The 14,753-nt window shown below is 44.1% G+C and carries 12 protein-coding genes; 8 read left to right on the plus strand and 4 right to left on the minus strand.

What is annotated here, in order from left to right; all coding sequences use genetic code 11:
* The first annotated feature begins 132 nt into the window (after positions 1–132).
* Both putA and SJY28_RS08905 read left to right on the plus strand, forming a co-directional pair.
* Entirely contained in the window at positions 133–3,396 is a 3,264-nt protein-coding gene (putA, locus tag SJY28_RS08900) for a bifunctional proline dehydrogenase/L-glutamate gamma-semialdehyde dehydrogenase PutA (protein ID WP_379544165.1), read from the plus strand.
* 11 nt (positions 3,397–3,407) lie between these two features.
* Positions 3,408–4,100, plus strand: a complete 693-nt coding sequence (locus SJY28_RS08905; RefSeq protein ID WP_379544166.1) for a 1-pyrroline-5-carboxylate dehydrogenase — start codon at positions 3,408–3,410, stop codon at positions 4,098–4,100.
* Positions 4,101–4,291: 191 nt separating this feature from the next.
* On the opposite strand, the gene SJY28_RS08910 is transcribed toward SJY28_RS08905, so the two are convergent.
* Entirely contained in the window at positions 4,292–5,464 is a 1,173-nt protein-coding gene (locus SJY28_RS08910) for a JmjC domain-containing protein (protein WP_379544167.1), read from the minus strand.
* A gap of 190 nt (positions 5,465–5,654) precedes the next feature.
* Between SJY28_RS08910 and SJY28_RS08915 the strand changes: the two genes are divergently transcribed.
* Complete coding sequence (locus tag SJY28_RS08915; RefSeq protein ID WP_057759633.1) at positions 5,655–5,840, plus strand: NF038104 family lipoprotein; 186 nt, start codon at positions 5,655–5,657, stop codon at positions 5,838–5,840.
* A gap of 228 nt (positions 5,841–6,068) precedes the next feature.
* On the opposite strand, the gene purB is transcribed toward SJY28_RS08915, so the two are convergent.
* Both purB and mnmA read right to left on the minus strand, forming a co-directional pair.
* Positions 6,069–7,460, minus strand: coding sequence for an adenylosuccinate lyase (gene purB, locus SJY28_RS08920; RefSeq protein ID WP_057759636.1), 1,392 nt, complete (start codon positions 7,458–7,460; stop codon positions 6,069–6,071).
* Positions 7,461–7,672: 212 nt separating this feature from the next.
* Complete coding sequence (gene mnmA, locus SJY28_RS08925; RefSeq protein ID WP_379544168.1) at positions 7,673–8,899, minus strand: tRNA 2-thiouridine(34) synthase MnmA; 1,227 nt, start codon at positions 8,897–8,899, stop codon at positions 7,673–7,675.
* A 260-nt stretch (positions 8,900–9,159) separates the two neighbouring features.
* Between mnmA and ispF the strand changes: the two genes are divergently transcribed.
* The 5 genes from ispF to SJY28_RS08950 all read left to right on the plus strand — a co-directional run bounded on the left by ispF (position 9,160) and on the right by SJY28_RS08950 (position 14,470).
* Positions 9,160–9,663, plus strand: a complete 504-nt coding sequence (ispF, locus tag SJY28_RS08930) for a 2-C-methyl-D-erythritol 2,4-cyclodiphosphate synthase (protein WP_379544169.1) — start codon at positions 9,160–9,162, stop codon at positions 9,661–9,663.
* Positions 9,664–9,780: 117 nt separating this feature from the next.
* A complete protein-coding gene (gene grxD / locus SJY28_RS08935; protein ID WP_057759647.1) occupies positions 9,781–10,131 on the plus strand; it encodes a Grx4 family monothiol glutaredoxin in 351 nt (116 codons plus the stop codon).
* A 266-nt stretch (positions 10,132–10,397) separates the two neighbouring features.
* Entirely contained in the window at positions 10,398–10,946 is a 549-nt protein-coding gene (locus tag SJY28_RS08940; protein WP_379544170.1) for a hypothetical protein, read from the plus strand.
* A 429-nt stretch (positions 10,947–11,375) separates the two neighbouring features.
* Positions 11,376–13,271, plus strand: coding sequence for a tRNA uridine-5-carboxymethylaminomethyl(34) synthesis enzyme MnmG (gene mnmG, locus SJY28_RS08945; protein WP_379544171.1), 1,896 nt, complete (start codon positions 11,376–11,378; stop codon positions 13,269–13,271).
* A gap of 239 nt (positions 13,272–13,510) precedes the next feature.
* Positions 13,511–14,470 carry an AEC family transporter gene (locus SJY28_RS08950; RefSeq protein ID WP_379544172.1) on the plus strand — a complete coding sequence of 320 codons (960 nt, stop codon included), beginning with the start codon at positions 13,511–13,513 and terminating at the stop codon, positions 14,468–14,470.
* 110 nt (positions 14,471–14,580) lie between these two features.
* On the opposite strand, the gene SJY28_RS08955 is transcribed toward SJY28_RS08950, so the two are convergent.
* Positions 14,581–14,745 carry a hypothetical protein gene (locus tag SJY28_RS08955; protein WP_160021934.1) on the minus strand — a complete coding sequence of 55 codons (165 nt, stop codon included), beginning with the start codon at positions 14,743–14,745 and terminating at the stop codon, positions 14,581–14,583.
* Between the last annotated feature and the right edge of the window lie 8 nt (positions 14,746–14,753).

A 14,753-nucleotide genomic window follows, 5' to 3' on the forward strand; every position in this document is an offset into this window, starting at 1 on the left:
TTTTGATTATTGCTGTGAATATCCGTCAATAACCACTATTTTTTGATAGCGGTTATGAGCAGTTATACAGGACGATCAGACTTCCTAAAGCACCATTTATTATGGTTTTTAAACGATAGTTATGGAGTTATTATGAACCCAGTAGACCAGTTTACCCCGCAAGAGCCGATCTTGTTTAATCCTGTTGATATGCTGTCGCCTGAGTATCTCGCCCAGTCAGCAGAAGAGCTAAATAAGCGTATTTCGCCGCTATATAGCGCCGATGAAGAACGTTGGTTGTCTGAGTTATTGCCACTTGCTAAACCCAGTATAGAAGAACGCGATGCTGCTGCTGAGCAAACGCGCAAACTGGTCGAGCACGTGCGTAATGATGGTAAAGCCGTCAAGATGGTTGACTCATTATTGCTTGAGTATAGCCTTGATACCCAAGAAGGTATCTTGCTAATGAGCTTGGCAGAAGCCTTGATTCGTGTGCCAGACAACTATACGGCTGATGCATTGATTCATGACAAAATGAGTGTGGCTGACTGGAAAAAGCACATCAAAAATGACAACGGCTTTATGGTCAATGCCTCTACTTGGGGCATGATGATGACTGGTCGCGTTGTCAGTATTGACAGCAGCACCACTGCATCAGGTTTCTTGGATCGCATGACTAAAAAGATGGGCGAGCCTGTCATTCGTAGTGCGATGCAAAAAGCCATGCGTATCATGGGTCATCAGTTTGTATTGGGCGAGACTATCGAAGACGCCAATAAAAACAGCCAGCCATATCGTAATAGAGGCTATACCTACTCATTTGATATGTTAGGTGAAGCGGCCATCACGCATAAAGATGCGGAAAAATACTTCAACGACTATCTACATGCGATCAGAGCCACGGCGAACGTAAAAGTCAAAGAAGGCATGCCGAAGCCGTCAGTGTCTATCAAATTATCAGCACTGCATCCTCGCTATGAAGCCACGCAAGAAGCGCAAGTAATGGGCTTATTGCGTCAGCGCTGCCTACTATTGATTGAAGCGGCACGTGAAGTCAATGTCGATATCAGTATTGATGCTGAAGAAGCAGATCGCCTTGAGATTTCTCTAAAACTGTTTGAGTCTTTATACCGTGATAATTTAACGGCGGACTGGGATGGTTTGGGTATCGTTGTACAAGGGTACTCTAAACGCGCTATCACTGTATTAGCGTGGCTTGCTCGTCTGTCTACTGAAGTCGGTGATCGTATTCCAGTACGTCTAGTAAAAGGCGCTTACTGGGATACTGAGATCAAACTTGCTCAGCAAAAAGGTCTATCAGGCTATCCAGTTTGGACACGTAAAGAAGGTACGGATACTGCATACCTTGCTTGTGCGCGCTTCTTATTGTCAGACCATCTGCGCGGGCTAATCTGGCCACAGTTTGCGACGCATAATGCGCATACACTGTCTTCAATCATGACCATGAGTGCACATAGAGACTTTGAGTTCCAACGTCTGCACGGCATGGGCGATGCGCTTTATGATCATATTTTGCAAGCTTATGAGATTCCTGTACGTATCTATGCGCCAGTAGGTGCACACAAAGACTTGCTACCGTACTTGGTACGCCGCTTGCTTGAGAACGGTGCCAACAGCTCGTTTGTTCATCAGTTGCTAGACAAGTCTTACCCAATCGAAAAGCTAACAGTGCATCCATATGACAAGCTGCTTGGTAATGCAACATTGCACAATCCAGACATCCCGTTACCGTTAGAGATTTACGGTGAACGTCGTGCAAGTTTTGGCCCTAATATCTTTGTAGAGTCACAATGGTTGCCGTTCAAATCAGCTATTGATAGCCATCTGCATAAGACATGGTCAGCAACCTCTATCATTAATGGTAAGGCTATTGATACCTACGAAGTAGATGGTCAAACGAATCAGCTTGATACGCAGACTGTACTTGCGCCTTGGAACCACGAAGTTAGTGCTGGTGAAGTAACTTATGCTAACGCTGAAGTGGCTCGCCAAGCGATTGACGTTGCTGTTGCTGGTCAAGATGTATGGAAAAATGTACCAGCTGCTAAGCGTGCTGAGATATTACGCAAGATTGCTGAGCTATACGAAGAGAACTACGCTGAGCTAATGGCACTATGCCAAGTTGAAGCGGGTAAAACCATGCAAGATGGCATCGATGAAATCAAAGAAGCCGTTGATTTCTGTCGTTTCTATGCTGACGAAGCAGAGCGTCTAGATGACGTCGTACATGAGTTCACAGACTTGGCTGGTAAGCAGTCTCGTCAAGTGTATAAAGCACGTGGCACTTTCGTTTGTATCAGTCCATGGAACTTCCCATTGGCTATCTATACGGGACAGATTGTAGCTGCACTTGCTGCAGGTAACACCGTAGTAGCGAAACCTGCTGAACAAACCAGTTTGGTAGCTCACTTTGGTGCCCAGTTGATGTATCAAGCGGGCATACCTGCAGAAGCATTGCAATTAGTCATTGGTGCAGGCGACGTAGGTGGTGCTTTGACGGCGGCTGACAATATCGCAGGTGTGATATTTACAGGTTCGACTCAAACAGCCCAACGTATCAACCAAAGCTTAAACGACCATGCACAAACCAGTGGCGAATTGCCTGTCTTTATCGCTGAGACTGGCGGCCAAAATGCGATGATCGTTGACTCAACAGCACTGCCAGAGCAAGTCGTTAGAGATGCGGTACTATCAGCATTTGGTTCAGCAGGTCAGCGTTGTTCAGCTTGTCGCATATTGTGTGTACAAGAAGAGATGGCGGATGATTTAATCGAGCTATTGCAAGGTAATATGGCTGAGCTGTCTGTAGGTAATCCTCTATATGCTGCGACAGATGTAGGTCCAGTAATTGATGCAGATGCTAAGCATGGTTTAGAGGCGCACATCGAACGTATGAGTGCTGAGCCGACTGCTACTATCTTGGCACAGACGCCAATGAGCTCAAGCTCAGTTGTTAGTCAAGAGAAGTCTACCTTTGTACTGCCAACCGCAATCGAAGTGAAAAGTATCGATGTGATCGGTGGTGAGCACTTTGGCCCAATTCTACACGTACTTCGTTATCAAGCGCGTGATTTGAATAAGCTGATTGATGCCATCAACAATACAGGCTTTGGTTTGACGTTAGGTATCCATAGCCGTATCGAAAATACTGTTGAGCACATTGAGCGCCGTGCATTTGTTGGTAACACTTACATCAACCGTAACCAAATCGGCGCGGTCGTAAACGTACAGCCATTTGGTGGTTGTGGTCTATCTGGTACTGGCCCTAAAGCTGGTGGCCCGCACTATGTCGCGCGTCTGATGCAACTTAGTTCAGAAACAGTCAACGCTGACCAGTCAGCTGCTCATATGACCGCGACCGAAACCCAAACTACCACTCAAACAGAACTCGCATAAGGAGTAGCAACATGGCGACTGAATTCAAAAAAAATCATGCCCAGGTTTGTGAATCTTGGCGATTACTCGGCGCAGTCAACCGCGCAACGTATCTACAAGCAGCCATTCCAAAACTGGCATTGCTCACTGGTGATGCCAATAAAGCAAAGCGCTTATTCAACCATTTGTTGAGCGCTGCGCCTAACTTGGATGAGATGCATCGTATGACAGGGGCAACAGGCGAGTCCAATGACTTGTATGTGACTGGCCGTGGTAAGACGATGGTTATTGGCGGCGAAATTGCTAGAGCTATGGCAGTATTAGGTCAGCTTATCGCGGCATTGTTGACAGGTAATGAAGTTATATTGCATTGCCCAAGCCAAGATGAGATGTGTAATGAAGCTGCTAAGATACTGCACGACACAGGTATCAGCGAAGATGTATTAAGTGTGGCTAACGATTCGCAAACAGTCACGCTTTTATATATCGATCGTCTAGCACAAGTGGCTGTCTCTGGTAGTCGCAGCGAAGTGCAAGCCATCAGTCAAGAGCTTGCCAATACTGACGGTATTTTGACACAGGTTATCAGTGTCACTGATATGGAAGGCTTGTCAGAAATGCTAACGCCTGATTATCTGCATCGTTTTGTCACTGAGCGAGTCAAGACTATCAATACCACAGCAATCGGTGGTAACGCGAGCTTGCTTGAGCTTGGTACAGAGTAGAAACATTGCATTAATTACGAATCCGCTTCGCTTTTATATCAACTTTTATAAAGGCTAGGCGGTATTTGGTAATGCTCTAACTATCAAACTAGTAATTGCAAAAAATGTATAAGAAAAAACCGCTATCTGAGTAATTATCAGATAGCGGTTTTTTTGTTTATGCTATTCAACTGAAGTTTGATTATGAGATTTTATTCAGCCACATCCACCCATACCCAGCCGTTCTCTAGCCATTCGCTCAAATCATCTGCATCAACATTGGTGACGTCGCTATGCTGTAATGCTTCACCATTGGCCAAGCGTACTAGTACTGCTATCGCCGCTTCATCAAGCCCATCGATACGTTGACCATTAGCATACAGTACAGTGCCATCATCGGTCTGGCTATAGAGTAGGCGGTTGCTATAGTCTGCCTGCAATGTGGCTCCTTCTGATAGCGCTTGCATAAGCTCATCAGTATCTAACGTCTCTTCTGGCATCAGCGCATCATATTGGCGTTTACTAACCACTTCAGAGACTGCTTGGCGAATCATGTCATCACCGCGATCAGATTGTAGCATGTCTAGCAATTGCGCCTTGATAGCCGCAATGCTATCTGATTGCAATTCACCTGACGCTTGTAGTGCTTGCGGTAGTAGCATCGGGATAAATAGCTTGCTGTCATTAGTCGCAATATCGGCCACACTATCGATGATTTGCATCAGGTTTGGACGGCGGCAACCAAACGAGAAAGTCAGACAGTCATCTTGTGCCACACCGAAATGTGATAATTTAGGCGGTACATAAAGGACATCACCCGCTTCTAGTATCTCATCAAAAATAAGCTCGCCCATGTCGTCAAATAAACGCAGCGGCTCATCAGCAACAAACTCTGTCTGGTCATCACAGAATTTGCCTAGTTGCCAACGTCTAGAGCCATAGCCTTGTGCCAAAAACACATCGTAGTCGTCATAATGTTTACCAACCGACCCACCTGCTGGCGCATAAGAGACCATGATGTCATCGCGTTGCCATTGCGGAATAAAGTCAAATGCTTGCCACAATTGGCCAAGCTCTGGTGACCACTGCTCAAGATTCTGCACCAATACGGTCCATTGCTCTGGTAGGTTTTCAAAATCAGTTTCATTCAATGGGCTTTTTTTAAGTTGCCACTGTGCCTGACCTTCTTTTTTACTGGCTGCTTGAGTCAGCAGTCTTGCGCTAGCATCTTCTTCAAGCGCAAGACCAATCATGTCATCTGGCTCAAACATATTAACTAGCTGTGGCAACCCTTGCTTGATAAGCAGTGGCTTCTTTTGCCAGTATTCAGTTAGGAATTGCTCAGGCGTGATAGAGTCGGGTAAACAAAGAGGAATAGAAGTCATTGATAAATCCATATTTTGGCGGTGTACAAGATTAATAATAAGGGATGCTTTATAGGAGGGTTTTAATAGTTTAAGATTGTCATCTATTTGATGTCTATTATTTTGGTGACGTTTATATAGTACATGTAAGCAATAACGATTATCAAAATAATAGCTGTCATCAGAGCATCCACTCAATCGTAGGAACGTTATGAAAAAGCTGCATTTTGTTGTCATCATCGCTAGCGTGTTTTTGCTACAGGCCTGTGTCCATAAAATCGTCACAGTACCCGCAAAAATCGCTTATAAAACTACCAAAGGCGTGGTCAAAGGAACCGTTGCTGTGGGTAAAGCCATCATACCGGGTGACAGTGATGACGATGATGATAAAAAATAAAACCTTACTTATCGACTATGGGTTTTGAATCAAAAGCAATCGAATCAAAAACAATCATAGCGTTCAAAGTAAGGTTGCTAGTTATTCAGATAATAGTTATTCAGACAATAGCTATTAAGATAACAACTGAATAAGATAAAAGTGCTAGCAAGATAGGAGCGAGTAAATAATACTAGGCGCTCCTACCTTTTTAGTCTGATCTTATCATCAGTATGCTCTTATCATTTATTAAAGCTTGGCAATCCATTCTTTAATAGCGCGTGCTTGCTCAGCGGCATTACCGATATAAGTAGCAGGCGTCAATGCACGTAGGCGTTCTTTATCCGCATCACTAACTGCCGATAGCTCATCGCTTTCGACGAACGTTAGCATGGCTTCACGAGTCATGGCATTACCACGAGTCAAAGCTTTTAGTTTCTCGTATGGGTTTTCAACACGGTAGCGACGCATGACCGTTTGAATCGGCTCTGCCAACACTTCTTGAGCTTGATTTAAATCATCATTTAAACGCTGTGCATTTAGCTCAAGTTTACCCACGCCTTTTAAACAAGCATCAAACGCAATCATGCTCTGTGCTAGGCCAACACCGATATTACGCAGCACTGTTGAGTCAGATAGGTCACGCTGCATACGTGAAATTGGTAGCTTCTCACCCAAATGGGCCAGCATCGCATTGGCAACGCCTAAGTTACCTTCAGAGTTTTCAAAGTCAATTGGATTAACTTTATGCGGCATGGTAGAAGAACCAACTTCACCGTCTTTTAGGCGCTGTTTAAAATAGCCTAAGCTAATATATTGCCAGATATCACGGTTAAAATCGATCAAGATGGTGTTGAAACGCTTAACAGCATCAAACAACTCAGCGATATAGTCGTGTGGCTCAATTTGAGTCGTATAAGGGTTAAATGTTAGCTCTAGACGCTGATTGATGAACGCTTCAGCATGGCTCTGCCAGTCGACATCAGGGTACGCTGAAAAATGCGCATTATAGTTACCAACGGCGCCATTGATTTTACCTAAAAGCTCTACTTGATTGATTTGCTTGATTTGACGGGCTAGGCGGTAGGCCACGTTTGCCATCTCTTTACCCAATGTCGTTGGACTGGCTGTCTGACCGTGGGTACGTGATAGCATTGGCTGATCAGCATGAGCAATAGATAAATCAACGATACTGTCAGTCACTTGCTGCATTTTTGCAACGACTAGCTCGCGGCTGTCTTTAAGCATCAATGCATACGATAGGTTATTGATATCTTCACTGGTACAAGCAAAGTGAATGAACTCAAGTGAGTCAATCAAGGCATCCTGACCACGGAACTTGTCTTTGATAAAGTACTCAACCGCTTTTACATCATGATTGGTCGTCGCTTCGATGTCTTTAATAGCTTGAGCATCTGCTTCGCTAAAGTCATCAACGATTGCATTCAAAAAAGCGTTGGTCTGGTCATCAAATGCTGCTAATTCACCAATTGCGCTGTTGTCAGCTAAAGACTGCAACCAGCGAATCTCTACCGTAACGCGGGCTTTGATTAGACCAAATTCAGATAAATAAGGACGTAAGCTGTCAGCCTTTGATGCGTAACGGCCATCAATTGGAGAGAGAGCGGTAAGTGGGGTCATGGTTATGCCTCAGTAGTTATGAAATAAAAAACTGCAAGAGTCTGGATAAAAAATTACCATATAATAAACGACGTCGAAATCGTTGCGCGTAATATAGCAGAAATATGATATTAAAAAAGCGGTCTATGCAAATAAAGCGATGTTGACCCTCGTTAAAATTATGTTATTCACTGCATCAACATCTGTGCTTTAAGTTGGATCTTAAGAATCAATTAGAATCCGCAAGGTGCATCGATAGATTCAATCACGCCGCCGCCCAGACATACTTCATCGATATAAAATACCGCTGACTGACCAGGGGTGACAGCGCGCTGTGGCTCATCAAATACGACGCGCACTTCGCTGCCATCAGCATTGGTCGCAAACACGCGACACGCTTGATCTGGCTGGCGATAGCGAGACTTTTCCATACAGGCTAGGCCTTCGTCGCTAAACACATCCGAAGGTGGTAGACCATCAATCCAATCGAGCTTATAGGCTTTTAGCTCGTTGCTCATTAGCATTGGATGTTCATGCCCTTGACCGACGATTAAACGGTTTTTCTCTAAGTCTTTTGCCAATACAAACCACGGTTCTTCAGGACGGTCTTTAACACCGCCAATACCGATGCCGCCACGTTGACCCAATGTGTAATACATGAGGCCATCATGAGTACCGATGACTTTATTATCATCAGTAAGGATCTCGCCTTTTTGGGCAGGCAGATATTGCTGTAAGAAGTCTTTAAAACGGCGCTCACCAATAAAGCAAATACCCGTAGAGTCTTTCTTTTTAGCCGTCGCTAGGTCATGCTTTTCAGCAATCTGACGTACCACTGGCTTTTCAAGCTCGCCAACTGGGAACAGTGTTTTAGCGATTTTGTCACCGCCAACCGCATGTAAGAAATAACTTTGGTCTTTATTATTATCAAGACCGCGTAAGAGCTGCGCAACCTCATCACCGTCATCATTAGTATAATTCACACTGCGGCGCGTATAATGACCGGTCGCGATATAATCTGCACCAAGGGTCAACGCATAGTCCAAAAACGCCTTAAACTTGATTTCTTTATTGCACAAAATATCAGGGTTTGGGGTGCGTCCTGCTTTATATTCTGCCAAAAAATGCTCGAATACGCGATCCCAATATTCCATAGCAAAGTTAGCCGTGTGCAGCTTCATACCGATTTTGTCACATACGGCTTGCGCGTCTGCTAGATCATCCATCGCTGTACAGTATTCGGTGCCGTCATCTTCTTCCCAGTTCTTCATAAACAAGCCTTCGACCTTGAAGCCTGCCTGTTGAAGTAATACGGCTGATACAGAAGAATCGACCCCGCCTGACATACCGACAATCACATGCTTGGTACTAGGATTTTCGACATCAGCAAGTGTTAAAGGGCGATGAGCATTAAAAGACTCAGAAACGGTTGTGCTTGAGGTATTTTGTATGGCTGACATAAAACGGCTCAACTATTTATACGTTATCCAAAGTACATGCCGACGCCAAGTGTTGTGCCATCACTACAATACGTAGTCTCAGCACAACAACGTCAGCTTATCTTTTGGATCTGGTATTATGATAAAATAAACGTCATATTATACCAGTTAATTGAAACTGGTGGCGACCGATGGTGTCTGGCTACTAGTAAAACCACTTTGAAAATTCAGATAGTGGTTTTGAATTATTTTAATCACCTTTAACTCATCTTGGAATAATAATGATAAAAATTGGTCAAGGTATCGATGTTCATGCTTTTCATAATAATGGTCAGCAGCAACAATATGTCATTCTAGCAGGTGTGCCTATTGAGCATACTCACAGTTTGCTCGCACACTCTGATGGGGATGTGGTCTTGCACGCATTGGCTGATGCGCTTCTTGGCGCATTGGCGCTTGGCGATATCGGGCAGCATTTTCCCGATACCGATGCGGCACATGCTGGATTGGATTCACGAGTACTGCTGCGTTATGTTTATAGCAAAGTGCAAAAGGCTGGTTATAGCCTAGGCAATGCTGATATTACCGTAATGTGTGAACGTCCAAAGTTGGCGCCGCATAATCCAGCCATGCGCGCTAATATCGCTAGTGACCTGCAAACGGATATTAGCAATATCAGTGTGAAAGCGACCACGACTGAAAAATTGGGATTTACAGGTCGTCAAGAGGGCATCATGGCCAATGCCGTGGTATTATTAGTCCCTAATGCTATCGAACCTATATAGATCGAAAATTCGTGCTTGTAATACAGCGGCAGTCGCCCCATGTATCAGCCACGTCTTTATACAATTATTTTATATAAATAATCATTTTAATGAACCGCTTTATCAATAGGAGCTTTTATGAGTGAGCAAACCCCAAACACTGCTGCAAACGACGTTGAACAATTGATCCGTGATCAAATCCGTGACAATAAAGTCATTATCTACATGAAAGGCACACCGCAATTTCCGCAGTGTGGTTTTTCTGCGCGCTCTATCGAAGTGTTGACTCAGATTGGTCGTCCATTTGCGTTTGTAAACATTTTAGAAAACCCAGAAATCCGTGCAACGTTGCCAAAAATTGCGAACTGGCCAACGTTCCCGCAATTATGGATTGATGGCGAGCTAATGGGTGGATCAGACATCATCTTGCAAATGTATCAATCTGGCGAGCTAAAGCCATTGGTTGAAGCAAACAGCCCTGCTGCTTAATACTTGAAAGTGTGAATTGGATGTCTTTGATGTCGAATTAGCCTTTGCAAGACACAAGCACAGCAAACCCAGATAGTCATTTGATGGCTATTTGGGTTTTTTATTGTCGCTATTATTGTCGTTAGTAGCGTATCTATTCTTGTCCCCATTAGTATTTCCACGCGCCTATGTCATTAGGCCTCGTTGTTTTTATGGGATTTACCCCCATATAGTGTCCAAGATACCAGCGATATAAATAATAATTATCAGATGAGTAAGAGAGCTTTATGAATAACCAAACCAGCGAACAGTTAAACGAGCAAAGAGAAGCGGCTGAGCAGGCAGCGATTGAAAAACGCCGTGAACGTTTAAAGAATGAATCGACACGTATTATTGAGATTGCCAACAATGAGTCATACTCAGCCCTTAAATGTATTCATCAGCTGAGTGTGGCGGGCGGTGCAACTGAAGCGACATATGTTGCGATTGAGCAGCGCATCGTTGTAGACCAAGATCCTGCAGGTGCTTATCATTTGGCACTTTTAGCACAGAACACGCCAGATTTGCCAATCGATGCCCGTCAGCTTATCGAGTTGGTAGTCAACAAAGGTGATAACCATCAACGCTTGGCCTTGCTTAAAAACTTACCATTACCGCCAGTTGAGCTCATCAAAGCGCAGATTTTGGCGAGTGATGATGGTGAGGCGATTGGTCAAATGAACGCCTATCTACAGATCAATCCAGAAGGGTATGGTAGCCATCATATGCTGTCTAGTGGTCAATCAGATCAGATCGTACCGCTTAGCCCTGGCAATAATAATCAAAATGATGATTAAAATAGTCATTAGTAAGGCAACAACTAGCAAGACAGTCACCAGAGTGAAGAACTTTTCGCTTAATTTTAATAGTTTTTGTTCTAACGTTTTTTAAGTATCAAAAAATTGTTATAATTGTGGGTTATTCAGGGCGTGTCCTTAATCTGAACAAAAAGCATCTGAATGGGCTAAAAATGGTTAAATATTGCCAAACTATGTCAAATAGCTGGTTAATATCCTGATATTATCTGCGCTACTTTCCTTGTTTGACTGCAATTTACCTCATTTTTATCACCATTTTCAAAATAAGAACACGCCCTAACCAATTATGAACGACTTATCTGAGTCGTTATCTTCTTATAAATTCGACTGACGTTTATTTGCTGTCTGTTTTCTTATTTGAACATAAGATATGGCAATCAGCAGCGTTATGAGTCAAGTGAGGCACACATGCAATACCCAAAACATTACGACGTGATAGTGATCGGCGGTGGTCATGCTGGTACAGAAGCTGCTTTAGCGGCTGCACGCATGGGCGCACAGACCTTATTGTTGACGCATAATATTGAGACGCTCGGGCAGATGAGTTGTAACCCTGCGATTGGCGGTATTGGTAAATCGCATCTAGTACGTGAGATTGATGCGTTGGGCGGTGCAATGGCGCTGGCAACGGATAAAGCAGGTATTCAGTTTCGCGTACTAAACAGTCGTAAAGGGGCTGCCGTTCGTGCCACGCGTGCGCAAGCAGATCGTATCTTATATAAAGCGGCTATCCGTCATACGCTAGAAAACCAGCCAAATCTAGATATATTCCAGCAAGCCGCTGATGATATCTTGGTTGAAAACGGTCGTGCGACGGCAGTCGTGACTTCTACAGGTATTATCTTTAAGACCGAAACAGTGGTACTGACCTCAGGAACTTTCTTGGGCGGCGTTATCCATATTGGTATGGAGAACTCAAATGGTGGCCGTGCAGGGGATCAGCCTTCTATCAAGTTGGCAGATCGTTTACGTGAACTTAAGCTGCCAGTTGGTCGTCTAAAGACAGGTACTCCAGCTCGTATTGATGCGCGTAGTGTTGATTTCAGTGTAATGACTGTACAGCCGGGTGATACGCCGTTGCCAGTGATGAGCTATATGGGTGATGTCTCTATGCACCCTGAGCAGGTCAATTGCTATATCACGCATACTAATGCGCGTACTCATGACATCATTCGTGAAAACCTTGACCGTTCGCCAATGTTCTCTGGGAAAATTGAAGGCGTAGGCCCGCGTTATTGTCCATCTATCGAAGACAAGATTCATCGCTTTGCGGATAAAGACAGCCATCAGATTTTCATCGAGCCAGAAGGTCTGACCACACATGAGTTGTATCCAAATGGTATCTCAACCAGTTTGCCATTTGATGTGCAGTTAGACTTTATTCATAGTATGAAAGGCTTAGAAAACGCCCATATTACTCGTCCAGGTTATGCGATTGAGTATGATTACTTTGATCCACAAAACCTAAAGCCAACGCTAGAGACTAAGTCGATTGATCGTCTGTACTTTGCGGGTCAGATCAATGGTACGACAGGCTATGAAGAAGCAGGCGTACAAGGCTTGCTTGCAGGTACCAATGCGGCATTGGTCTCTACTAACAATAGCGATTTTGACACATGGACACCGCGCCGCGATGAAGCGTATCTTGGTGTGCTTGTCGATGACTTGATTACCCATGGTACTACCGAGCCATATCGTATGTTTACGAGTCGCGCAGAATATCGCTTGCTCTTACGTGAAGACAATGCCGATCAGCGTTTGACTGAGACTGGTCGCAAGCTAGGTCTAGTAGACGATATACGCTGGCAAGCCTATCAAGAAAAAATGGAAGCCATCGCCACAGAAACTTCACGCCTAAAAGATATGTGGGCAACGCCTGCTAATGCATTAGGTAAGCAAGTGACCGAGCAAACGGGTGAAGTGTTGTCTAAAGAGTCGACTGCCTTCGATTTGCTAAAGCGTCCGCAAATACATTTCGCTGATATTGCGGCTATCACTGACTCAACTGTCGATGCACAAGTGGGTGAGCAGATAGAGATTTCTGTCAAATATGCCGGCTATATCGATCGTCAACAAGAAGATATCGATCAAATGAAGCGACTAGAAAATACGGCGCTACCGTTAGACTTTGATTATAGTATCGTGTCAGGTCTATCGAATGAGATAGTACAGAAACTTACGCAAGTTCGTCCTGCGACACTAGCTCAAGCGGGACGTGTGAGTGGTGTAACCCCTGCTGCCATTCAGTTATTGGCAATGACGGTTAAAAAGCATAAAAAAGCAAAAGCTGCATTGGACTCATAATAGCTATGCAATAAAGCCTTTTATTATAAAGCACTTATCGTATAAAAAGCCCGTAACGATATTTCGTTACGGGCTTTTGTTTGTCAAAAAAACAGTCGATTTTGAAAGAAAGTCACATGTAACCTTGTCCTACTTGCTACTTTGTCTCTATACTAGGTCAGTAAATTTTCTTACTACTTGTTAATTTGTCTCGCTGATGTCCATATATTGATGGGCTTGTCGCCGAACTGAGTCTACTTATGATTGATGCTATTGTTTTTGCTATTACCATTGTCTTACCCAACCTTGCCTTAATGTGGTTGGGTTTTTTTATGCAAAGACGCGGTGAGGCAAGCCAAACTTTTATCGATCAGGCATCAAGTTTTGTCTTTAATTATTGCTTGCCGTGTTTATTGTTCTTTAGCGTGGTCGATAGCGATGTCGATTATGGTAAGCAAATTACGCTTATCCTTGTTGGTATCTTGGTGACGTTTATATTATTTATTGGCGCAGAGTTTTATGCCAAACGCTTCGTCAAGCGTCCTGAAGACCAAGGTGTGTTTGTACAAGGCGTATTCCGTAGCAACATGGCCATCATCGGCCTTGCAACCGTGGCCAACGCTTACGGCACGCAAGGATTAAGTATCGGTGCTGTCTATATGGGCGTGGTGACGATACTGTTTAATATCTTGGCAGTCATTACCTTGAGCCGCGTATCTAAAAGTGTGGATGATACATGGATTAGTCGCGGTACAATGATCGTAAAAAAATTGCTGACAAATCCTCTAATTTTGGCATTGGTCGGCGCATTCGTCTATAAAGCACTACCATTACCACCGCTTACTGGGGTGATTCATACCACTGGCGACTTATTAGCAGCGGTGGCTCTGCCGCTAGCACTAATCTGTGCAGGTGCTAGTATTAACCTAAAGTCTATGTTGCATCCTTCTGGCTTATCCATGCAAGCGAGTATTGGACGAATTGTCATTGCACCATTAATTGCTATCGCTGTTGGGCTCGGATTTGGGCTATCAGGCGTGCATATGGGGGTATTGTTTTTGATGGTCGCATCACCAACAGCTGCAGCTAGCTATGTCATGGCAAAAGCAATGGGTGGTAATGACGTATTAGCGGCTAATATTTTGGCATTTACCACTGTTGTCGGCATGTTTGGTATGGCGATTGGGGCAGCGACGTTACGTGCGCTTGGATTGATGTAATGCAGATTTTGTACTATTTTTAAATAAGTAAGTACTTTCGCTTTATCTAACTTTGATAGCCTTAAAAAAGCCCTCTTTTCAAATAAGAAAAGAGGGCTTTTGGTATTAATCTAGCGTTCACTATTACGCTTGTCTTCACGGCGCTGCTTGCGCTTTGGGCTAGTACGGTAGGTCAAATAACCACCGATAGCCATAACTGCAAGAAAGGCGATGATATACATAAATATCGACGAGCCAATCATGAGCGATGCACCGATAATAGGAGTTGCTTCCATGTCAAAAA

This window comes from Psychrobacter sp. R86515 (assembly GCF_042466315.1).
GTDB lineage: Bacteria > Pseudomonadota > Gammaproteobacteria > Pseudomonadales > Moraxellaceae > Psychrobacter.